The organism is Klebsiella sp. R390 (genome assembly GCF_051131745.1).
GTDB lineage: Bacteria > Pseudomonadota > Gammaproteobacteria > Enterobacterales > Enterobacteriaceae > Klebsiella.
This window is the reverse complement of the sequence record NZ_CP180445.1, coordinates 2,010,756-2,030,670: the sequence shown is the minus strand read 5'-3', so window position 1 is coordinate 2,030,670 and position 19,915 is coordinate 2,010,756. Positions and strand designations below refer to the sequence as shown.

20 protein-coding genes are annotated in these 19,915 nt (G+C 59.4%); 2 read left to right on the top strand and 18 right to left on the bottom strand.

The genetic code is table 11. The features are described 5' to 3' along the window. Window positions 1-34: 34 nt before the first annotated feature. The 14 genes from yjiA to ACMYSP_RS09400 all read right to left on the bottom strand — a co-directional run bounded on the left by yjiA (window position 35) and on the right by ACMYSP_RS09400 (window position 14,465). Window positions 35-991: a GTPase gene (gene yjiA / locus ACMYSP_RS09465; protein WP_434586488.1), complete on the bottom strand. Its 957-nt coding sequence runs from the start codon at window positions 989-991 to the stop codon at window positions 35-37. Window positions 992-1,002: 11 nt separating this feature from the next. Beyond that, window positions 1,003-1,206 carry a YbdD/YjiX family protein gene (locus ACMYSP_RS09460; protein ID WP_434586487.1) on the bottom strand — a complete coding sequence of 68 codons (204 nt, stop codon included), beginning with the start codon at window positions 1,204-1,206 and terminating at the stop codon, window positions 1,003-1,005. A 123-nt stretch (window positions 1,207-1,329) separates the two neighbouring features. After that, the gene (locus ACMYSP_RS09455) at window positions 1,330-3,480 is read right to left on the bottom strand and encodes a carbon starvation CstA family protein (protein ID WP_434586486.1); all 2,151 of its coding nucleotides are present in this window, start codon (window positions 3,478-3,480) and stop codon (window positions 1,330-1,332) included. A gap of 297 nt (window positions 3,481-3,777) precedes the next feature. Further along, window positions 3,778-4,290: a 4-hydroxyphenylacetate 3-monooxygenase reductase subunit gene (locus ACMYSP_RS09450; RefSeq protein ID WP_434586484.1), complete on the bottom strand. Its 513-nt coding sequence runs from the start codon at window positions 4,288-4,290 to the stop codon at window positions 3,778-3,780. A gap of 19 nt (window positions 4,291-4,309) precedes the next feature. Next, window positions 4,310-5,872 carry a 4-hydroxyphenylacetate 3-monooxygenase, oxygenase component gene (gene hpaB, locus ACMYSP_RS09445; protein WP_174509066.1) on the bottom strand — a complete coding sequence of 521 codons (1,563 nt, stop codon included), beginning with the start codon at window positions 5,870-5,872 and terminating at the stop codon, window positions 4,310-4,312. A gap of 452 nt (window positions 5,873-6,324) precedes the next feature. Continuing rightward, window positions 6,325-7,215 (bottom strand): 4-hydroxyphenylacetate catabolism regulatory protein HpaA, encoded by an 891-nt coding sequence (gene hpaA, locus ACMYSP_RS09440; protein ID WP_434586482.1) that lies wholly within the window; start codon window positions 7,213-7,215, stop codon window positions 6,325-6,327. A 9-nt stretch (window positions 7,216-7,224) separates the two neighbouring features. Next, window positions 7,225-8,577, bottom strand: a complete 1,353-nt coding sequence (gene hpaX, locus ACMYSP_RS09435) for a 4-hydroxyphenylacetate permease (RefSeq protein ID WP_434586481.1) — start codon at window positions 8,575-8,577, stop codon at window positions 7,225-7,227. 21 nt (window positions 8,578-8,598) lie between these two features. Continuing rightward, on the bottom strand, window positions 8,599-9,396 hold the full coding sequence (gene hpaI / locus ACMYSP_RS09430; RefSeq protein WP_434586479.1) for a 4-hydroxy-2-oxoheptanedioate aldolase: 798 nt from the start codon (window positions 9,394-9,396) through the stop codon (window positions 8,599-8,601). Window positions 9,397-9,406: 10 nt separating this feature from the next. Next, the gene (gene hpaH, locus ACMYSP_RS09425; RefSeq protein ID WP_123757652.1) at window positions 9,407-10,210 is read right to left on the bottom strand and encodes a 2-oxo-hept-4-ene-1,7-dioate hydratase; all 804 of its coding nucleotides are present in this window, start codon (window positions 10,208-10,210) and stop codon (window positions 9,407-9,409) included. Window positions 10,211-10,289: 79 nt separating this feature from the next. Next, entirely contained in the window at window positions 10,290-10,670 is a 381-nt protein-coding gene (locus ACMYSP_RS09420; RefSeq protein WP_123757651.1) for a 5-carboxymethyl-2-hydroxymuconate Delta-isomerase, read from the bottom strand. 9 nt (window positions 10,671-10,679) lie between these two features. Beyond that, a complete protein-coding gene (hpaD, locus tag ACMYSP_RS09415; protein WP_123757650.1) occupies window positions 10,680-11,537 on the bottom strand; it encodes a 3,4-dihydroxyphenylacetate 2,3-dioxygenase in 858 nt (285 codons plus the stop codon). Window positions 11,538-11,608: 71 nt separating this feature from the next. Then, on the bottom strand, window positions 11,609-13,075 hold the full coding sequence (gene hpaE, locus ACMYSP_RS09410) for a 5-carboxymethyl-2-hydroxymuconate semialdehyde dehydrogenase (RefSeq protein WP_434586478.1): 1,467 nt from the start codon (window positions 13,073-13,075) through the stop codon (window positions 11,609-11,611). Further along, complete coding sequence (locus tag ACMYSP_RS09405; RefSeq protein WP_434586476.1) at window positions 13,072-13,836, bottom strand: fumarylacetoacetate hydrolase family protein; 765 nt, start codon at window positions 13,834-13,836, stop codon at window positions 13,072-13,074. Before ACMYSP_RS09405 ends, hpaE begins: the two co-directional genes overlap by 4 nt. Continuing rightward, on the bottom strand, window positions 13,833-14,465 hold the full coding sequence (locus tag ACMYSP_RS09400) for a fumarylacetoacetate hydrolase family protein (protein WP_434586475.1): 633 nt from the start codon (window positions 14,463-14,465) through the stop codon (window positions 13,833-13,835). Before ACMYSP_RS09400 ends, ACMYSP_RS09405 begins: the two co-directional genes overlap by 4 nt. Window positions 14,466-14,754: 289 nt before the next feature. Here ACMYSP_RS09400 and hpaR point away from each other — a divergent pair, with 289 nt between their 5' ends. Continuing rightward, the gene (gene hpaR, locus ACMYSP_RS09395; protein ID WP_123757646.1) at window positions 14,755-15,201 is read left to right on the top strand and encodes a homoprotocatechuate degradation operon regulator HpaR; all 447 of its coding nucleotides are present in this window, start codon (window positions 14,755-14,757) and stop codon (window positions 15,199-15,201) included. A gap of 1 nt (window position 15,202) precedes the next feature. Here hpaR and ACMYSP_RS09390 read toward each other — a convergent pair whose 3' ends face one another. Genes ACMYSP_RS09390 through ACMYSP_RS09375 form a run of 4 tightly spaced genes read right to left on the bottom strand, consistent with a single transcriptional unit; the run spans window position 15,203 to window position 18,759 of the window. Beyond that, window positions 15,203-16,465: an FAD-dependent oxidoreductase gene (locus ACMYSP_RS09390; RefSeq protein WP_434586473.1), complete on the bottom strand. Its 1,263-nt coding sequence runs from the start codon at window positions 16,463-16,465 to the stop codon at window positions 15,203-15,205. Beyond that, the gene (locus ACMYSP_RS09385; RefSeq protein WP_434586472.1) at window positions 16,446-16,709 is read right to left on the bottom strand and encodes a 2Fe-2S iron-sulfur cluster-binding protein; all 264 of its coding nucleotides are present in this window, start codon (window positions 16,707-16,709) and stop codon (window positions 16,446-16,448) included. Before ACMYSP_RS09385 ends, ACMYSP_RS09390 begins: the two co-directional genes overlap by 20 nt. Continuing rightward, window positions 16,706-17,815 (bottom strand): NAD(P)/FAD-dependent oxidoreductase, encoded by a 1,110-nt coding sequence (locus tag ACMYSP_RS09380; protein WP_434586471.1) that lies wholly within the window; start codon window positions 17,813-17,815, stop codon window positions 16,706-16,708. The genes ACMYSP_RS09385 and ACMYSP_RS09380 overlap by 4 nt, the downstream gene beginning before the upstream one ends. After that, the gene (locus tag ACMYSP_RS09375) at window positions 17,812-18,759 is read right to left on the bottom strand and encodes a 4-hydroxyproline epimerase (protein WP_434586470.1); all 948 of its coding nucleotides are present in this window, start codon (window positions 18,757-18,759) and stop codon (window positions 17,812-17,814) included. The genes ACMYSP_RS09380 and ACMYSP_RS09375 overlap by 4 nt, the downstream gene beginning before the upstream one ends. A gap of 310 nt (window positions 18,760-19,069) precedes the next feature. Here ACMYSP_RS09375 and ACMYSP_RS09370 point away from each other — a divergent pair, with 310 nt between their 5' ends. Further along, window positions 19,070-19,897 carry a helix-turn-helix domain-containing protein gene (locus ACMYSP_RS09370; protein ID WP_434586469.1) on the top strand — a complete coding sequence of 276 codons (828 nt, stop codon included), beginning with the start codon at window positions 19,070-19,072 and terminating at the stop codon, window positions 19,895-19,897. Window positions 19,898-19,915 lie beyond the last annotated feature (18 nt).

The window sequence follows — 19,915 nt, the reverse complement described above, 5'->3', positions numbered from 1 at the left end:
CGGAAGCCACGATAACCAACGCCGGTTGGAGCGGTTAGCGACGCAAGCCGGCAAACGCCGCGCGGATCTCTTCTTCCGGCAGATTAATGCCGATAAACACCAGCGTACTGTGTGGCGTTTCGTCGCCCCAGGGGCGGTCCCAGTCGGCGCTGTACAGGCGCTGGACGCCCTGGAACAGCAGGCGGTTCGGCTCGCCGTCAATCCACAGCATCCCTTTATAGCGCATCAGCTGTTCGGCGAAAGAGAGCAGCAGATTTTCCATTACCCTGGAAACTGCGCTGATATCGACCGGGTAATCCAGCTCGACCACGATAGAGGCGACGTCGTTCTGTTTATCTGCCATAAAGTGGAAGCGCGGTTTATTGTTGACCACGTTCTCTTCCAGCATAAAGCCGCTGGTATTAAACAGCAGGCTCAGATCGATATCGCCATGGGTCACGGTATAAACCGGCGCCCGGGCGTTGATGCGCGTCAATCGTTCCCGTAAGGCATCGCTGTTGCCTGCGACGTCGGTTTTGGTCAGCAGAATACGGTCGGCGTAGCCCACCTGCGACTGGGCAATGGTGAACTGGCTCATCCGCTGGTCAGCATGGACCGCATCCACCAGCGCAATCACGCCGTCCAGCAGATAGCGCTCGCACAGTATCTCATGGGAGAAAAAGGTCTGAATAATCGGGCCGGGGTCGGCCATGCCGGTACACTCAATCACCAGCCGGTCAAAATCAATTTCGCCGCGATCGCGGCTGTCGAGCAGGTCGAGCAGCGCATCTTCCAGCTCGTTCGAGCGGGTGCAGCAGATGCAGCCGTTAGTCAGGGTTTTGATCTGGGTGGCGCGGTCGCCAATCAGCTGGTCATCTACCGCGACTTCACCAAATTCGTTTTCAATGACGGCAATCTTAAACCCGTGCTGTGCATTGAGAATATGGCGCAGCAGGGTGGTTTTTCCCGCGCCAAGAAAGCCGGTCAACAGGGTCACTGCAATCGGTGCCATTTTGCCTCCATTTAACAGCAGCGCACGCCACCTTTGCCGTCACCGCCGTAGCGGGCCTGCTGGCGCTCGCGAAAGAATTCATCGTAGGTCATGTACGGCTTATCGGGATGGTTGGCTTTCATGTGTTCGACATAATTATCGTAGTCCGGAATGCCAATCAGCATCTTCGCCGCCTGACCGAGGTATTTTTTTGCCTGACCCAAGTTACCAAACATAGTGCCATCCAGATATACCCTTTGTCTTTCGGACTGCCTCTGCGTTGCCGTCTCGATGCCGCCCGAAATCCATTGGATATAAAGATAAAACCCGGTGCAATCAGCTGCACCGGGCATGAGGGGTTAGTGATGCGAAGAGGTCTTCACGCCACCTTCCGGAACCGGTACGTACGGCGTCTCTTTGTCGGTGCGCACTTTATTGTTACGCACGTTGAGCCAGGTTTTGATGCCGTAGAAGATGATGCTGTAAACCACCACCAGGAACAGAATGCTCAACCCGGCGTTGGTGTAGTTGTTCACCACGATATGGTTCATGTTGGCAATCTGCTGCGCGCTCAGTTCACCGCCGGCGGCAATCTTCTCTTTGTACTGCTGAGCCATGAAGAAGAAACCTTCCATCTGCGGGTTGGTGCTGAACAGTTTCAGACCCAGCGCCCAGGTGGTGCACAGCAGCAGCCATGCCGCCGGGATCACGGTAACCCAGATGTATTTAGTACGCTGCATTTTGACCAGCACCACGGTACCCAGCACCAGCGCCACGGCAGCCAGCATCTGGTTCGAGATACCAAACAGCGGCCACAGGCTCTTGACGCCGCCCAGCGGGTCGACAACGCCCTGATACAGCAGATAACCCCACAGGCCAACGCAGCCAGCGGTGCCGACAATCCCGGCGACCAGCGAGTCGGTTTTCTTGAGGAACGGTACGAAGTTACCCAGCAGATCCTGGAGCATAAAGCGACCGGCACGGGTACCGGCATCCAGCGCGGTGAGGATAAACAGCGCTTCAAACAGAATACCGAAGTGGTACCAGAAGCCCATATCCGCCATCGGGATGATTTTGTGGAACACGTGGGCGATACCGACGGCCAGCGTTGGTGCGCCACCTGCGCGGTTCAGTACCGACGGTTCACCGATATCTTTCGCCGTTTGCAGGATCTGCTCAGGGGTGATGACGAAGCCCCAGGAGCTGACGGTTGCCGCCGCGTGAACGGTGACTTCTTTCAGTTGTGCAGCGATCATTGCCGCATTTTCGCCACCCATTTCGTGCAGGTTTGGCATCACAATGCCCAGACCGGCCGGCGGGGTATTCATCGCAAAGTAGAGGCCTGGTTCAATGATAGAAGCTGCTACCAGCGCCATCACCGCCACGAAGGACTCCATCAGCATTGCACCGTAGCCGATAAAGCGGGCGTCGGTTTCATTCGCCAGCAGCTTCGGCGTAGTGCCGGATGCGATCAGCGCATGGAAGCCAGATACTGCACCACAGGCGATGGTGATAAACAGGAACGGGAACAGCGCGCCTTTCCACAGCGGACCGGTACCATCGATGTACTGGGTCACCGCCGGCATTTTCAGGTCCGGGTTGAGGATCACGATGCCCAGTGCCAGACCGACGATAACGCCGATTTTCAGGAAGGTGGCGAGGTAGTCACGCGGTGCCAGAATCAGCCATACCGGCAGCAGAGCGGAGATAAACGCATAGCCAATCAGGGTGAAGGTAATGGTGGTGTCTTTAAAGGTCAGCGCCGGGCCCCAGTACGGGTCATGGGCAATCACGCCGCCGAAATAGATAGAGGCCACCAGCAGTACGATACCAATCACCGATACTTCACCCACGCGACCGGGGCGCAGGAAGCGCATGTAGATCCCCATAAACAGCGCGATCGGCACGGTCGAGCAAACGGTAAAGACGCCCCATGGGCTCTCTGCCAGCGCTTTTACTACGATCAGCGCCAGTACCGCGAGGATGATGATCATAATCAGGAAGCAACCAAACAGAGCGATAGAACCCGGAATCGGCCCCATCTCTTCTTTGATCATTTCCCCGAGGGAAGACCCGTTACGGCGCGAGGAGATAAACAGCACCATAAAGTCCTGCACCGCCCCCGCCAGCACCACGCCCGCCAGCAGCCATAGGGTGCCGGGCAGGTAACCCATTTGCGCTGCCAGCACCGGGCCGACCAGCGGACCCGCCCCGGCAATGGCGGCAAAGTGGTGGCCGAACAGCACGTAGCGGTTGGTGGGAACATAGTTCAGCCCATCGTTGTTGATGACCGCCGGCGTCGCGCGCGTGGGGTCAAGCTTCATCACCTTCTGGGCGATGTACAAGCTGTAGTAGCGATAGGCCACCAGATAAACGGAAACCGACGCCACGACAATCCACAGGGCACTGACGTGCTCACCGCGGCGCAGGGCGACGACCGAGAGGCAAAATGCCCCGATGATTCCAAGAATCACCCAGGGTATGTGTTTAAAGAGTTTTTTTGTGTCCATAGTAGACCCGGTTTTTTGATTAATAACTGGCCGAAACCGTTTAAGGTTGAGTAAGGTTTGAGGAGGTATTGATTGCTCTGTCAGACGGCATTCTGCCAGAACGGTGGCTGCGTAAAGTTGGGTAAGTTTGTGAGTGGTTATATGGGGGGCTGAGCGGTCACTTGGCGGAATAAGCGGTTGGGCAGGAAATGAGCAGAACGGTAATATGTGATTGAGATCACATGTCTTCTTGCGAGTATTCCCTCCCCACTGAGGGGAGGGAAAAGTGACTGCGGTAGCAGGCGGTCGGCGAGTGAATCAGACCGCGACTTCCATCTCCATCATCACCGGATGGAAACGGCGCTTGAAGTAAATCAGTCCGTGGCCTTCCTGACTCAGGATGATGTTTTTGATCTCAACCAGATAGACCAGGTGGCTGCCGATGGTCTGCACCTGGCTTATCTCACCTTCAAGGCTGGCCAACGATCCTTTCAGCAGCGGTTGTCCCAGCGCTCCTTTTTGCCAGCAGGAGAGGCTGAAGCGCTCTTCCATGGCCATGCCGGTCATGCCGGCGAAGTGGCGGGCCATCACTTCCTGCTCATGGTTCAGTACGTTAATGCACAGTTTGCCGTTCCCCTGGAACACCGGGTTCATGGCGCTATTGGCATTGATGCAGACCATCACCGACGGCGGCGTATCGGTTACCGAGCACACCGCCGTGGCGGTGATACCGCAGCGGCCGGCCTCGCCTTCGGTGGTAATAACATTGACCGCAGCCGACAGGCTGGACATAGCATCGCGAAAACGCAGGCGTTGTTCATCTAATTGCATTGTGACCTCCTGCTGCGAATTACTTCAGCAGCTTATCCAACATATTGATATCAGAGTTGTTGTGCAGGTGCGGCACCGTCCAGCCATGCTGGTCGTACTCGGACAGACAGCGGTCAACCATGGCCATCATTTTGTCCATATTGCCGGAGCTTTGTGCCTGCCGCAGACACTGCAGACGGATCTCGTCCTGGCTCCCGGAATAGTTGATTTCATACAGTTCATGACGGCCACCGAATTCGCTGCCGATGGCGTCCCACATCAGTTTGAGGATCTTGATACGTTCGACGTGATCCATGCCGTTAGAGCCGCGGACATATTTTGCCAGGTACTGGTCGATCTGCGGGTTGTTCAGATCGCGGGCGCTGGAAGGCAGGTAGATCAGGCCGCTGGTGACGTTACGTTCAATGATATTTTTGATCTTGGCGTAGGCCATTGGCGCCATCACGCGGTAGGTTTGCAGTGCCGCATGATCCGGCAGCCAGGCTCCATTCACCCACGGGGTGGCTTCTGAACACATCGAGTCGCTCAGCGCCCAGAACATATTGCGCCACGCGACCACTTCGCCGAGATCAGCCTGCACGCCGCGGAATTCCATGGTGCCGGTACATTCCAGAGAGCGCTTGAGCAGGGCGGTGATAAAGTCGAGTTTGACCGCCAGGCGGACGCAGGCCTGCAGCGGATACATACGGGCAAAGCCGCCTTCCATTGTCCAGCGACGGCAGCGATCGAAGTCGCGATAGATCAGCACGTTTTCCCAAGGGATCAGCACTTTATCCATCACCAGGATCGCATCGTTTTCGTCAAAACGGCTGGAGAGCGGATAGTCGTACGGCGATCCGGTGGCGCCGGCAACCATCTCGTAAGAGGCGCGGGAGATGAGCTTCACGCCTTCGGCATCCATCGGGGCGACGAACATCAGGGCGAAGTCCGGGTTTTCACCCATCACCTGCGCAGAGCCAAAACCGATCATGTTGTAGTGGGTCAGCGCCGAGTTGGTGGCAACCACTTTTGCGCCACTGACGATGATCCCGGCGTCGGTCTCTTTTTCCAGCTTGATGTAGACGTCTTTCACCTCGTCTGCTGGTTTATGGCGGTCGATCGGTGGGTTGACGATCGCGTGGTTAAAGTACAGGCCGGTTTCCTGAATGCGGGTGTACCAGTTGCGGGCGTTCTGTTCGAACTGGCCGTAAAACGCTGGGTTAGCGCCCAGAGCACAGCCGAAGGCGGCTTTGTAATCCGGGGTGCGGCCCATCCAGCCGTAGCTCAGGCGGGACCATTCGGCGATGGCATCGCGCTGCTGGCGCAGGTCGTTGGCGCTTTTTGCCACGCGGAAGAATTTGTGGGTATAGCCGCCGCTGCCGGTATCGGTGTTCCAGCACAGCGAGTCCTGCAGCTCCGGTTTGTGCAGGGCGTCATACAGCTGGCCGACGGAGGCGGCGGCGTTGCGGAATGCCGGATGAGTGGTGACATCTTTGACGCGTTCACCGTAGATATAAATTTCGCGGCCGTCCTGCAGGCTCTTCAGGTACTCTTCACCGGTTAACGGGCGTTTAGCGTCTGCGCGGAAATCTTCAGGTTTCATAGGGGCCTCTTCAGTATTCATCGGAATCTCCCGTCCTGCTTCAGGTCGCCGTAGTGTGGCGGTATCTGAAGGCTTTCAGGGGATAAATGTTAAATTTATGTATTGTTTTTGTTGTTCAATTGAAGCGGTTAAACGTGGTTTCGTGAAGAGACTTTTGGGTCAACGGCAGGTACTTTTCAGGCTGGGTTTGGTTCTGTGATCCAGGCGATGTTTTCAGCCTGGAGGCGCCTGTTTTCCCCGGTGGCGCTGCGCTGACCGGGCTACGGACTGGTACTGGTAGGTAACCCGGATCAGGCCGCCATCCGTGATGCTTCCCCGGTGGCGCTGCGCTGACCGGGCTACGGACTGGTGCTGATAGGTAGCCCGGATCAGGCCGCCATCCGGGACATTTCCCCCGGCGTTGGCATCGGTGGTAGCCCGGACAGGTGCGCAGCACCGCCTCCGGGATGGTCTTAAGATACCGGGACTTTTTGCGTTCTGTACGCGCTCGGCGAGCAGCCCACCAGGCGGTTAAAAAAGCGGGCGAAATAGGCGGGGTCTTTAAAGCCGAGCTGCCAGGCGATCTCATTGACCGCGCTGTCGGAAAACAGCAGTAACCGTTTGGCTTCACGCAGCTGACGGTCGAAGATCAGCCGCTTTGGCGGCCGGTTGGCAAAGCGGCGGCAGATATCGGTCAGCCTTGATTCGGTGACATGCAGCTCACTGGCATAGTCCGGCACCGTCCAGTGCTGGTGGTAGTGGCTGTCGATCATCTGGTTAAAACGCTGAAACAGCTTCAGTTCGCCGCGCATCCCGCTGGCGGCATGATCGTCGAGCCTGGCGTTGCGTAGCAGCAGCGTGAATACCGCCTGCGCCAGCAGCGCCAAAGTATGTTCACGCCCTGCCAGCTGCGCGGTCGACTCGCGTTTAATCAGCTGCCAGTAGTGCGCCAGCGCCGTCAGCTCATCGGGTTTATCGGCCAGCGACAGGCACATTCCCGGCAGGCCGAAGGCTTCCCGTGTACCGGGGTAGAGCACCTCCAGCAGCGGCCAGATCAGATCCTCATGTACCGTCAGCACATGCCCGTCGCTGTCGGACTCGGTGATAAACGCGTGCGGCACCGACGGTGGCGTCAGGACAAACAGCGGCGCCTGCACCGAGTAGCGGTGATCGTCGAGCTGTAGCTCAATCTGCCCGGTATCGAGAAAATGCATCTGAAAGTACCGATCGTGCCGATGCGCTTGCATATCGCGGCCAAAAAAGGCCGCCATACGGGCAAACGACTGGTAGTGCACGTCTTCGGTCCCCAGACTCTCATCGTAATCTTTGTTGATATCGATATTGGCGATTGAGGGCTGGCACATGAGCACTCCTTAATGGCTTTTTTGTGCGGCGAGTCCGGCCGCCGCCGCGGCATCTTCCCGCTGGCTCATCGGGATCCTGGTCAGCACCAGCGCACCGACGATCAGCAGTCCGGCGACAAACCACAGCCCGGAGCTAAAGCTGCCGGTGGTGTCGCGCAGTATGCCGATCAACAGCGGACTGACGGCGGATCCAATGTTGCCGATGGCGTTGATCACCGCCAGCGCCACCGCCCGGGATTGCAGGCTAATCACGCGATCCGGCGTGGTCCAGAAAATCGCCATCGCGGTAAAGGATCCGACGGACGCCATGATGATGCCGATAAGCTGAACCATGCTGTGGTTGGTGGCAGAAGCCAGAAGCCAGCCGGCGGCGGCGAACAGATAGGGCAGGATGGTGTGCATCTTGCGTTCTTTACGCCGGTCGGATCGCCGGCTCCACCACAGCATCCCGAAGATGGTACAGAACTGGGGGATCGCCGCCAGCAGGCCGATCACAATATTGCTGCTGCCGGTATTGAAGCTTTGCAGGATCTGCGGGGTCCAGATATTAATCGCGCTCAGAGTATTGGTCAGGCAGAAGTAGGCGAGGGTGTACATCAGCACCGCCGGCGTCAGCACCTCGCGCAGCGTTGAGCGGCCCGAAGCTGGCAGCACGGTGGTGCTTTCGCGCTCGCGTTCAATCATGGTTTTCAGCGCCTGCTTCTCCTCCTGATCCAGCCAGCTGGCCTGATCCGGGGTGTCGTTCAGGTAGAACCAGGTGACGACGCCAAGCACCACTGACGGCAGCCCTTCCAGCAGGAACAACCACTGCCAGCCCTTCAGGTTCCACAGGCCGTCGAGCGCCAGAATATAGCCTGAGAGGATTGAGCCGAGCATCATGGTCACCGGCATCGCTATCATAAACAGGGCGTTAGCGCGGGCCCGGTGATAGGCCGGGAACCACCAGGTCAGATAGACGAGGATCCCCGGCAGGAAGCCGGCCTCGGCAATACCTACCAGCATCCGCAGGAGATAAAGCGTATGCGGGTTAGTGGCGAACATTGTGCAGGTTGAGGCGATCCCCCACACCACCATGATCCCAGCGATCCAGCGGCGTGCACCGACCTTCGCCAGCATCATATTGCTGGGGATCCCACACATCACGTAGGTGACGTAAAACAGCGTGGCGGCGAGGCCGAACATGGTGGAGGTCAGACCGAGGTCTTTACCCATCGTCAGGCCGGCGAAGCCAATGTTGATACGGTCGAGAAACGAGAAGACAAAGAGCACAAACAGGAACGTGATAAGGCGACGGAACAGTTTCTTGATCACCCGTTGTTCGGGGGCGTTATTATCACTATTTTGTAGGGTTGAGGTTGTCATAATGCGCTCCACATTATCCGTTTAATAGACGGATTTATTGTTATCGGTTGTGGTGGTTGCTGCGTCGGTAAAGCGTGCCGCCAGCGCTTCTGCACTGCGGGCCAGCAGGGTGGTATCTACGCCAACGGCGACAAACAGCGCGCCGAGTTCGAGATAGCGTTTTGCCAGCTGCTCGTTGGCCATCAGAATGCCCGGGGCTTTGCCTGCCTGGCGAATCTGGACGATGGCGCTTTCAATGGCCGCCTGCACTTCTGGGTGCTGCGGGTTGCCGCCGAAGCCCATATCGGCACTGAGATCCGCCGGGCCGATAAACACCCCGTCGACCCCTTCCACGTCGAGGATCTGCGGCAGATTTCTCAACGCCTCGCGGGTTTCAATCTGCACCAGCACGCACATGGCGTCGTTGGCCTGATGGAGATAGTCCGGAACACGATTCCAGCGGGAAGCGCGCGCCAGGGCGCTGCCCACGCCACGAATACCGGCCGGTGGATAGCGGGTGGCTTTCACCGCCAGCCGCGCTTCATCGGCGTTTTGTACCATTGGCACCAGCAGGGTTTGTGCGCCAACATCCAGCAGCTGTTTGATTTGCACCGGGTCGTTCCACGACGGGCGCACCACCGGCTGGCTGGGGTAAGGCGCGATGGCCTGGAGCTGGGTCAGCACGGTCTGGACGCTGTTTGGCGCGTGCTCGCCGTCGATCAGCAGCCAGTCGAATCCGGCCCCGGCCAGCAGCTCGGCGCTGTAGCTGCTGCACAGCCCCAGCCATAAACCGATTTGCGGACGACCGGCCTGCAGCGCCTCTTTAAAGGTGTTATTCATCTCTTTCCCCTTACACAAAACGGCAGCTAATCGCGCCCATGTTGCCGTAATCGACGTGGAAGGTGTCGCCCTTGCGCGCCGGTACCGGACGGGTAAATGAGCCGCCGAGGATAATCTGCCCGGCTTCCAGCTGAACGTCGTGGGCTGCCAGCTTATTCGCCAGCCAGGCGACGCCATTGGCCGGGTGATTCAGCACGCCTGCGGCAACGCCGGTCTCTTCGATGACCCCGTTGCGATACATCAGCGCGGAGATCCAGCGCAGATCCAGCTCATCGGGTTTAATCGGCCGACCGCCAAGGATCACCCCGGCGTTGGCGGCGTTATCGGAGATGGTGTCGAACACTTTGCGCGGGCGCTGGGTTTCAGGATCGATGTTGTGGCAGCGGGCGTCGATCAGCTCCAGCGCCGGGATCACGTAATCGGTGGCGTTGTAGACGTCGAACAGCGTGCAGTTCGGCCCGCGCAGCGGTTTCGCCAGCACGAAAGCCAGTTCAACTTCAATGCGCGGCACGATAAAGCGGTCGGTAGGAATATCGCTGCCGTCGTGGAAGAACATATCGTCGAGCAGCGCGCCGTAGTCCGGTTCGCTGATTTGCGAACTGGCCTGCATTGCTTTGGAGGTCAGGCCGATCTTATGGCCTTTGAGCACCCGGCCTTCAGCGATCTTCATCTCGACCCATTCGCGCTGGACGGCGTAAGCATCCTCAATGGTGATCGACGGGTAATCCAGGGAGATCGCGCGGATCTGTTCACGCTGCTTTTCAGCCTGATTCAGCCGTTGGGCGATCAGCGTGCGGGTCTGTTTATCGAGCATAGTGGCTTCCTGTAGCATTACCGGAAAATGGGCATCATCGGGTAGCCCGGCGAATCGCCGCCGGGACCGGCTTCGGGCGCTATTTAAAGAGCGCGTGCACGTTGTTCTGTTTGTAGTTCAGCGTCGGGTGCAGCTCTTCAATCTCAAAGGAGAGCGCCAGATAGCGGCTTTCCATCAGGGCGGCGAAGTGGGCTTTGATCAGCCCAAACAGCATTTCGCCGACCTCCTGCCGGCTCTCCAGGCTGCGCCCGCTGCCGATTTTCAAGGTCATGTGCACAAAGGCGTAATCGTGCTTTCCGTCGGCCATCTGCCAGGTATCCAGCCAGTGGGCGCGGCTGCGGATCCCGCCAATCGGGAAGATGCCGGTGGCGGCCAGCGCCTGGTTCACCTGGGCGAACAGGCCGGGTAAATCGGCTTGTTCGCGGATGTTGTCGCTACATTCGGCGATAAAGTGCGGCATAAAGGCTCCTTACGCCTGGGCCGGAAGCGGGAATACGGCGTTGACCTGGCCGGTGCCGGAGCTGGCGAACAGGTCGGTAATAAACTCCACCTTGCCGTCGTATTTGTCCCAGCCGAGCACCCCAAGCAGCATGACCGTGTCGTGCATATTGCCTTCGCCGTAGCAGTAGTCGGCGTACTCCGGCAACATGGTGCAGAACTCTTTGAACTTGCCTTCACGCCACAGCTTCACCACGCGTTCATCCATCTGATGGTCAAATTCGCGGGTGTAGCTGTTCATCCCTTCTTCGGCGCGCTGGTCGTCAATAAAGCGGTGCGACAACGAGCCGCTGGCGAACACCGCAACGGTCCCGTCGTATTGTTCGATGGCTTTAACGATGGCTTCGCCCAGCTTGCGGCTGTCGGCAAAATCGTGAACGGTGCAGAACGCGGAGATCGACACCACTTTGAAATGTTTATCGCTGTTCATGTAGCGCATCGGCACCAGGGTGCCGTACTCCAGCTTCAGGCTGGGGATGTTATGCGCTTTGGCGCGCACGCCCAGTTTGACCGCTTCGTCGGCAATCAGCTGACCCAGCTCCGGGTTGCCGTCGTAGTCGTAGGTCATGTCGCGAATAAAGTGCGGCAGTTCGTTACTGGTGTAGACGCCTTTAAAATGGTCGGCGCAGTTAATGTGGTAGGCGCTGTTAACCAGCCAGTGGGTATCGAACACGATAATCGTATCGACGCCCATTTCGCGGCAGCGTTTACCAATTTCTTTATGACCGTCGATGGCCGCCTGACGGCAACCATGGTTTTTCCCCGGCAGTTCTGAGAGGTACATCGACGGCACGTGAGTGATTTTGGCGGCTAAGGCTAATGTTCCCATGCGGTGTTCTCCTTACATAACCTGAATAGTTTGAGCCGCAGTCAACGTTGATGCGGCTCGACGGATGACGGTTACACGCCCCATTTCGGGATCGGATGGTCACCCATGGAAATACAGACGTTCTTCATTTCGGCGAACACCTCGAAGCTGTACTCGCCGCCTTCACGGCCGGTACCGGAGGCTTTCACGCCGCCAAACGGCTGGCGCAGATCGCGGACGTTCTGGGTGTTGACGAACACCATGCCGGCTTCAATACCGCGCGCCAGGCGCAGAACCTTGCTGATGTCCTGGGTCCAGATATAGGACGCCAGGCCATACTCAATGTCGTTTGCCAGGCGCAGCCCTTCCGCTTCGTCTTTGAACGGCAGCAGGCAGGCCACCGGGCCAAAAATCTCTTCCTGCGCGACGCGCATCCGGTTATCGACGTCCGCCAGCACCGTCGGGCGCAGGAAGTTGCCGTTTTTCAGATGGGCAGGCAGGTCGGACGGTTTGTCCGGGCCGCCGGCCAGCAGGGTGGCGCCTTCTTCGATCCCCAGACGGATGTAGCCGGAGACTTTCTCCCAGTGCTGCTGGCTGATCAGCGCCCCGACCTGGGTCGTCGGATCGGTCGGATCGCCGACCCGCAGGCGGTTAGCGCGTTCCGCAAAGCGTTTAACAAACTCCGGGTAGATGCTCTGCTGAATGAAAATGCGCGAGCCGGCGGTGCAGCGCTCGCCGTTGATCGAGAAGATGGTGAACAGCGCGGCATCCAGTGCGCGCTCGATATCGGCATCTTCAAAAATCAGCACCGGTGATTTGCCGCCCAGCTCCATCGAATACTTTTTCAGCCCGGCGTTTTTCATGATGTTGCGCCCGGTGGCGGTGCCGCCGGTAAACGACACGGCACGGATGTCATGGTGACGGACCAGCGCATCGCCAGCGCTGGCGCCGTAGCCCTGCACCACGTTAAGCACACCGGCCGGAATACCCGCTTCCAGCGCCAGTTCGCCCAGACGATCGGCGGTCAGCGGCGACAGTTCGGACATCTTCAGCACGGCGGTATTGCCCAGCGCCAGGCACGGAGCGACCTTCCAGGTGGCGGTCATAAACGGCACGTTCCACGGCGACACCAGCGCACAAACGCCGACCGGCTGCACGAGGGTGTAGTTGAGCATCTTGTCGTCAACCGGGTAGGTCTTGCCGTTCATCTGCTGACACACTTCGGCGAAAAACTCGAAGTTGTGCGACGCACGCGGGATCAGCACGTTTTTGGTTTGATGGATCGGCAGGCCGGTATCGGCGGTTTCCATTGCCGCGATCTCCGGGACGTCGCGATCGATCAGATCGCCCAGGCGACGCATCAGACGCGCGCGCTCTTTCATCGGCAGGTTAGCCCATTTCGGGAACGCCTCTTTGGCAGCGGCCACGGCCTGATTCACTTCGGCTTCACCGCCGGAGGCGACTTCAGCCAGCACCTCACCGGTCGCCGGGTTGGTGGTATGGAAATACTCGCTACCCGCGACATTTTTGCCGTTAATCCAATGGTTTATTTTTTTCATGACAGCTTCTCCTCATACGCCTGCTGGCTGATGATGCGATTGACCAGACGGCCGACGCCTTCGACTTCGACGATCACCTCGTCACCCGGCACCACATCGGACAGCCCTTTCGGCGTGCCGGTGGCGATCATGTCGCCGGGTTGCAGGGTCATAAATTCGCTCAGGTACGCGATCAGGAACGGGACGCTGAAGATCAGATCCGCCGTGGTACCCTGCTGGCGCAGTTCGCCGTTGACCCAGGTGCGCAGGGTCAGATTATGCGGATCCGGGATCGTCTCTTTCGCCACGATCCACGGCCCGATAGGGGTTAAGGTGTCGCGGCTTTTCACCCGCAGGTTCGGACGGTAGTAGTTTTCCAGGTAATCGCGGATGGCGTAGTCGTTGCAGACGGTATAGCCGGCGACGTAGTCCATGGCGTCAGCCTCGCTGACGTGGCGCGCAGTTTTGCCAATCACCACCACCAGTTCGGCTTCGTAATGCATGTACTCAACGTTGTCCGGACGTACCGATTCCTGCTGATGGCCGATAAAGGTGTTCGGCGCTTTGATAAAGACCAGCGGCTCTTCCGGCGGCGTAAACTCCAGCTCGCTGGCGTGATCGGCATAGTTCAGGCCCAGCGCAAACAGGGTGCCGTCAGCGGGAGGCAGCCAGCGGAATTCACCCGCCTTCAGCAGGGTGCCATCGCTGAGGCGTACCTGCTCACGTTCGTCAACCTGGACGTCGTGCCGCTGACCTTGCCATTCAATACGTGCCTGTTTCATGCCAGCTCTCCTTCTGCAACCACCGGGTTTTCCAGCGCGGGAAATCCTGCGGCGAGGATCCGCACGCGATCGCCTGGCTGCAGCGTCACGCGGGTGTGTGGGGTGCCGATCAGAATGGCATCGCCGGGGTTCAGGGTGGCGAACTCGCTCAACGCGCTTAACAGTTCGGCGGCGTTACGCTGCAGATCGCCGGTGTTCCAGCTGTCCGCTTCGCGGCCGTTGATTTCGGTAACGATGGTCAGATTGTCCACGTTGTGGACCGGGGCCAGGTCGCCGAGCGGGCAGAAGCCATCGCGGCATTTCGCTTTGATCGCCGGGCGATAGAAGCTCTCTTCCGGCAGGCTGACGTCATTGGCCAGGGCATAGCCGGCAATGAACGCCGCGGCCTCGGCGACGGGAACCCGACGCGCGGTTTTGCCGACAATCAGCGCGATGGTGGCGCCGCTCTGCACGGTTTCGCCCTGTGGATGTGGAATCGCCTCGCCGCTACCAATCACGGTATTACGCGGTTTGATAAACCAGACCGCGGTCTTCGGCGGCGTTTTGTAAGGGGCCTGTTGGAACGCATCGCGCCAGGCGTCGAGCTGGCTACGATGGTTGAGCGCAACGGCGAAGATAGTACCTTTCATTCACCACTCCTCTGGTACGGATGTCGGATGCTAAGTGTCATTCATTAATATGTTAATGATCATCTTTTATTCCTTGTGGCAAGGTTTGGCAAACAGAAGTGAATGTTTTGTGATCTGATTAACAATAAATTTACACCTGAAAATTTTATTTGTTTATAATCATGTTGTTATTAAATTTTACGCCTCAGACTGGTACTTTTCAGGTGCAGAAACCGGTTGCGTCATGGCAGGATAGGCGCTAATTATTAACTTATTAATAAAGCTGGGTGTGTGACCTTGAGGGTATGTAATGCATGATTCGTTAACCATTGCGCTGTTGCAGGCGCGGGAAGCCGCGATGGGCCATTTCCGGCCGATCGTCAAACGCCACAATCTCACCGAACAACAGTGGCGTATCGTGCGCATCCTCGCGGAAAACCCGTCGATGGACTTTCACGATCTGGCGTTTCGCGCCTGTATATTGCGCCCGAGTCTGACCGGTATTTTGACCCGCATGGAGCGTGACGGCCTGGTGCTGCGCCTCAAGCCGGTTAACGATCAGCGCAAGCTGTACGTGTCGCTGACACCGGCGGGCAACAAACTGTATGAAAGCGCGCAGGCGCAGGTCGAAGAGGCTTACCGCCAGATTGAAGCCCAGTTCACCCGGGAAAAAATGCAGCAGCTTACCGGGTTACTGGAGGAGTTTATTGCGCTCGGCGGCGGTCAGCAGGCCGGGCGCGGTGACGAAGAGGAGTAGATCAGCGCTCCGCGCGGTGTCCGGTTAGCGCAATCAGCGTTTCGGTGCGGGCGGGAGAGAGCGGTTCCCGCGGTTGCGGTAATGGCCAACCGTACAGCCAGCGGGCGGAAGCCGCGCAGGTTCTGCCCTGACAGGCACCCATGCCGCAGCGGCGGCTCAGTTTCGCCTGCTGCCAGCTTTCGGCATCGGCGATCTCGCCGCAGCGCACATCTTCGCAGCGGCACAGCAGGCTATCCGCCGTGGCGGCGCTTTTCAGGCTGCCCGGCAGGGCAAAAGTCCGGTTTACCGCGTCGGCAAAGCGTTGCCAGCGCTCGCGACGGGTGAAGAGGGCCTGCGCGGGTGCCTCGGCGTCAGCTGCCGCAAAGCCGGCAATTTCTCCTTCGATCAACGCCAGTTCGCTGCCGCCAAAGCCGGTGCATTCGCCGGCGGCATAAATATCCGCGATGCTGGTCTGCTGCCAGCGATTGACCTTAATGGCCTCGCCGGCAATCTCACAGCCGAAGAGCAGCGCGGTTTCAATATTGGGCACCAGGCCATAACCGATTGCCAGCCGTTGGCAGGGTATTGTCCGCTCATTCCCACGGTGGCGCAGCGTCACCGCTTCCAGCTGCGTCTCTCCGTGGGCACGAATGACCTGGCCGCCGCTCAGATAGCGCCGTGGGGCGAGCATTGCCAGCTGACGCAGTTTTTCCGGCCAGCGCCACAGGCCAGCACCAAAACGTACCAACGTGCCGAAGGGGGCCTGCTCGACGATCTGCTGTACCTCGCCGCCGCTTTTTATAACCGTGTCGGCCACCGCCAGCAGCAGCGGGCCGCTGCCGGCGATCACCACCTTCTGTCCCTGTAAGTTCAGGCCGTGTTTGATTTGCGCCTGCAGCCCGCCGGCGCCGGTGACGCCGGGTAAGGTCCAGCCGGGGAACGGCAGCGAGAGCTCGCGCGCCCCGCAGCAGAGGATCAGCTTTTGCCATTCAACGATCCCGCAGGTTTCTGCAGTTTCAAACAGCACGCTGCAGGCTGACGGGCGGGCGATGAGCCGGGCACCGTTTAACACGGTGATGTTGGGCGCGGCGGCAACGGCCGCACGGTAGCGGCGCGCCAGGGCGGGAAGAGCAACCTGCGGGCCATCGCGCCAGATTTGCCCGCCGGGGTGCGGGTTATCGTCGAGGATCACCACCTGTTTGCCGCAGGGGGCAGCAGCCAGCGCGGCGGCAAGACCCGCCGGGCCGGCTCCGAGAATGAATATGTCACAACGCAGCCTGTGCATGGGGACTCCTTTCAATGGTCATTTCCGGCTGGCACAGCGTCTGGCAGGCCAGCATCCGCCGTCCGTTGACGGTCACCCGGCACTCCTGACAAATGCCCATGCCACAAAAAGGGGCGCGGGACTGACCGCCGACGGCTACCCGGGTGGTGGGGTCCGCGGTTAATGCCAGCGCCGCCGCGACGCTGATGCCAGGCGGCACTTCGCAGCGCTCGCCTTCAATCACTACCGGGATAGTTTCACTCATGCGATAGCCTCTTTCTTCAGCAGGCGCTCCGGCAGCCAGGCGTCCGGGGCGAGCGGACAGCGTTCGCCCAACAGCTGGGCGGCGAGCAGCTCTGCGCTGGCAGGCGCGGTGGTCACGCCAAGCCCTTCATGGCCTAGCGCCAGCCACACCCCCTGGCGCGTCGGGTGCGGGCCAATCAGAGGATTGCCATCCTGCGAGGCGGCACGAAAGCCGCTCCAGCAGCGGATAATATTCAGCTCGCCCAGCGCTGGCAGGAAGTACCTGGCGCGGTCGAGCATCTGCGCCAGCAGCGATAAATCCAGCTGGCGATCTGTGGTATCAAACTGCCGTGATGAGCCGATCAGCAGCTGGCCGGTTGGACGCGGCTGAACGTTGAACGCCACCGAAGTGCCGCCGCTGTGGGCGCTGGCGCCGTAGCCCAGCTCGACCAACTGATGATGGAGCAACGGGCCATAGCGGTCGGTGATCGCCAGCTGGCCTTTCTTGGGCCGTAGCCAGTTTTCCGCCAGCAGCGTGTTGGCGGCAAGCCCGCAGGCGACCACGATCGCCGCGGCCCGCAGCCGTTTTCCACTGCTCAGCACCACCGTCGGTTCGTCGAGCTCTGTGGCGCTTTCTGTCAGGCAGGTCAGGTTGTCTCCGGCGTCGGCAATAAACCAGCGGGCGACTTCGGGGGCATACACGATGCCGTCGCCGGGAACCCACAGCCCGCCGTGCAATCCTGCTCGCAGCTGCGGTTCGCGCTGCATCAGCTGTGCGGGCGTCTGCATCTCGCTGGCGGCCTGGTATTCCGCCATGCGCCGCTGTTTTTCCCGGGCAATCTCCAGCTCCTGCGCCGTTTCCGCCAGCCATAAGGTACCGCAGCCGCGCCAGGCGCAGCGCTCGGGCATCCGGGGAGTGAGGGCGCGCCAGCGCGCCAGTGACCATGCGGAGAGCGCCAGTTCGGCGGGATCGTCGTCCATGCACACCAGATGCCCCATGCCAGCCGCGGTAGCCCCCGGCTGGCGATCGTCAAGCAGGATCACGCTCTGCCCGCGTTTTGCCAGCTGCCAGGCGCAGGCGGCACCGACGATCCCGGCGCCGATCACGATGACATCGCAGTGGGTCACGGCACGATCCCCCAGCAGAAGGGATCGTCCGGGTTGAGGATCAACCGCGTATCGCCACACACCCAGGCTGCACCGCGGATCGTGGGAATAATGTCGCCGTCGCGACGAGCATAGTGGGCGCTAAACTGGCTGCCGATAATGCTGGCCTGGTGCCAGCGTTCGCCGGGCTGGAGCTTACCGTCTTCTGCCAGGCAGGCCAGCTTGGCGCTGGTTCCGGTACCGCAGGGCGAGCGATCCCAGGCTTTCCCCGGACAGAGCACAAAGCTGCGGCTATCGGCCTCGGCGTCGTCGGCAAACAGTTCGATATGGTCGATCTCGCCGCCGTCATCGCCACGGATCCCGGCGGCTTCCAGCCCTTCACGTACCGCCCACGCATAGTCGGTGAGGGCCGGGATCTGTGCCGGTTCGAGGGTAAAAGGGTGATCGTTGATGAGGAAAAACCAGTTGCCGCCCCAGGCGATATCGCCGGTGACGGTCCCCACCGCGGTGCTGAGGCTGATCTGTTTTTTCCAGCGCCGGGCCGGGACGTTTTCCACCGAAACGCTACCGTCTTCATGCAGCGTGGCGCTGACGTTGCCTACCGGCGTTTCAATCAGATGCGTGCCGGGCTGGATCCGCCCAAGCCATGCGAGAGAGGCGATAAGCCCGATGGTGCCATGCCCGCACATGTTCAGGAAACCGGCGTTATTGAAGAAAATAACCCCCGCCGTCGCCTCGGGCGAAACGGGTTTACACAGCAGCGCGCCAACCAGCACATCGTTGCCGCGTGGCTCAAGGATAACGGCCTGACGCCAGTGGTCGAAGTCGCGGGCAAAGCGTTCACGACGCTGGGCCATGCTGCCGTCGCCGAGGTCCGGAAAGCCGTCGACAATCAGCCGGGTCGGCTCGCCGCCGGTATGAGAATCGATGGCCCTGAGTTCAATAGCGTGGCGTGGCACAGTCATGATGCGCTCCGAAAGTTAACAGTATGTTTCATCATGCTGGCGCAACATTCCGTCTCCTGCTTGAGCGCTTTCATCAAAGAAAATGACGAAATTAGCACAATCGCCGTGTTCTCTTACTCGAGGAAACCATAATTATTTATTATTAATCATTCGTTTAATGCTGTGGTAAACCGAAAGTCGTCAGAACGCCAGCGACGTATTAAGGGGAAAGCAGAAACCGCAGTCAGGATCGCAAAACGCGGTGTTGCTGCTTGATGTGTTACTGGTATGTGAATAAATATCCTCCCGTCACCCGCCATGAGGAAGTCTTATGTTCTGCATTACTGCTGCTGCACCGGAGCTTGCTCCGGCTGATACGACGGATCTGGCCGTCGATGAGCTGAGTCAGATTTGTGAAGGGCTGGCGCGTCAACGTCCGGAAAATATGCCGGCATTGCTCAATGCGCTGGCGTTAATCGCGCCGCTGTTGAATGCGATCCCCAACGTGGTTTTTTTTATCAAAGATGCTCAGGCGCGCTATCTGCTGGCAAACCTGACGCTGGCCCGCCGCTGCGGCTTTAAAAGCGTCACCTCGCTGCTGGGGAAAACCTCGGCCGACGTCTTTCCATCGGCGCTGGGGCAGGGCTATACCGAACAGGATCTGCGGGTGCTCAGAGAGGGCGTGACCCTGCGCGACCAGTTGGAAATGCACCTCTATAACGGGCGCGAGCGTGGCTGGTGCCTGACGCAAAAGCTGGCGCTGCGTGATATTCACGGCCAGGTGATCGGCATGGCAGGGATCTCTCACGATCTGCAGGAAGCGCATGCCCGCCATCCGGCGTGGCAGCGGCTGGCGATCGTCGACGATCATATTCGCCGCCACTATCATCGACCGATCTCAATGGAGGAGCTGACGGTATTAAGCGGCATGTCGGTGGCGCAGATCGAACGTTACTGCAAACGGATCTTTCACCTCACGCCCCGGCAGATGATCCACAAAGTTCGCCTCGAAAAAGCCACCGAACTGCTGGCAGGAGAGACGCCGATTACCGACATTGCGCTGCAGTGTGGCTATACCGATCACAGCGCGTTCAGCCGTCAGTTTAAGGCGATGACCGGCTCCACGCCGCGGGATTTCCGCCTGACGCTGGCGGGGTAATCGCCGGCTCACACTTTT

Bases quoted from the DNA above. Each gene is read 5' to 3' on its own strand.
- hpaR (WP_123757646.1), top strand. From the start codon at position 14,755: ATGCATGATTCGTTAACCATTGCGCTGTTGCAGGCGCGGGAAGCCGCG.
- ACMYSP_RS09385 (WP_434586472.1), bottom strand. From the start codon at position 16,709: ATGAGTGAAACTATCCCGGTAGTGATTGAAGGCGAGCGCTGCGAAGTG.
- ACMYSP_RS09390 (WP_434586473.1), bottom strand. From the start codon at position 16,465: ATGCACAGGCTGCGTTGTGACATATTCATTCTCGGAGCCGGCCCGGCG.
- hpaE (WP_434586478.1), bottom strand. From the start codon at position 13,075: ATGAAAAAAATAAACCATTGGATTAACGGCAAAAATGTCGCGGGTAGC.
- ACMYSP_RS09420 (WP_123757651.1), bottom strand. From the start codon at position 10,670: ATGCCGCACTTTATCGCCGAATGTAGCGACAACATCCGCGAACAAGCC.
- hpaH (WP_123757652.1), bottom strand. From the start codon at position 10,210: ATGCTCGATAAACAGACCCGCACGCTGATCGCCCAACGGCTGAATCAG.
- ACMYSP_RS09370 (WP_434586469.1), top strand. From the start codon at position 19,070: ATGTTCTGCATTACTGCTGCTGCACCGGAGCTTGCTCCGGCTGATACG.
- ACMYSP_RS09455 (WP_434586486.1), bottom strand. From the start codon at position 3,480: ATGGACACAAAAAAACTCTTTAAACACATACCCTGGGTGATTCTTGGA.
- yjiA (WP_434586488.1), bottom strand. From the start codon at position 991: ATGGCACCGATTGCAGTGACCCTGTTGACCGGCTTTCTTGGCGCGGGA.
- ACMYSP_RS09405 (WP_434586476.1), bottom strand. From the start codon at position 13,836: ATGAAACAGGCACGTATTGAATGGCAAGGTCAGCGGCACGACGTCCAG.
- ACMYSP_RS09460 (WP_434586487.1), bottom strand. From the start codon at position 1,206: ATGTTTGGTAACTTGGGTCAGGCAAAAAAATACCTCGGTCAGGCGGCG.
- hpaB (WP_174509066.1), bottom strand. From the start codon at position 5,872: ATGAAACCTGAAGATTTCCGCGCAGACGCTAAACGCCCGTTAACCGGT.
- ACMYSP_RS09400 (WP_434586475.1), bottom strand. From the start codon at position 14,465: ATGAAAGGTACTATCTTCGCCGTTGCGCTCAACCATCGTAGCCAGCTC.
- hpaI (WP_434586479.1), bottom strand. From the start codon at position 9,396: ATGAATAACACCTTTAAAGAGGCGCTGCAGGCCGGTCGTCCGCAAATC.
- hpaA (WP_434586482.1), bottom strand. From the start codon at position 7,215: ATGTGCCAGCCCTCAATCGCCAATATCGATATCAACAAAGATTACGAT.
- ACMYSP_RS09375 (WP_434586470.1), bottom strand. From the start codon at position 18,759: ATGACTGTGCCACGCCACGCTATTGAACTCAGGGCCATCGATTCTCAT.
- ACMYSP_RS09450 (WP_434586484.1), bottom strand. From the start codon at position 4,290: ATGCAATTAGATGAACAACGCCTGCGTTTTCGCGATGCTATGTCCAGC.
- hpaX (WP_434586481.1), bottom strand. From the start codon at position 8,577: ATGACAACCTCAACCCTACAAAATAGTGATAATAACGCCCCCGAACAA.
- hpaD (WP_123757650.1), bottom strand. From the start codon at position 11,537: ATGGGAACATTAGCCTTAGCCGCCAAAATCACTCACGTGCCGTCGATG.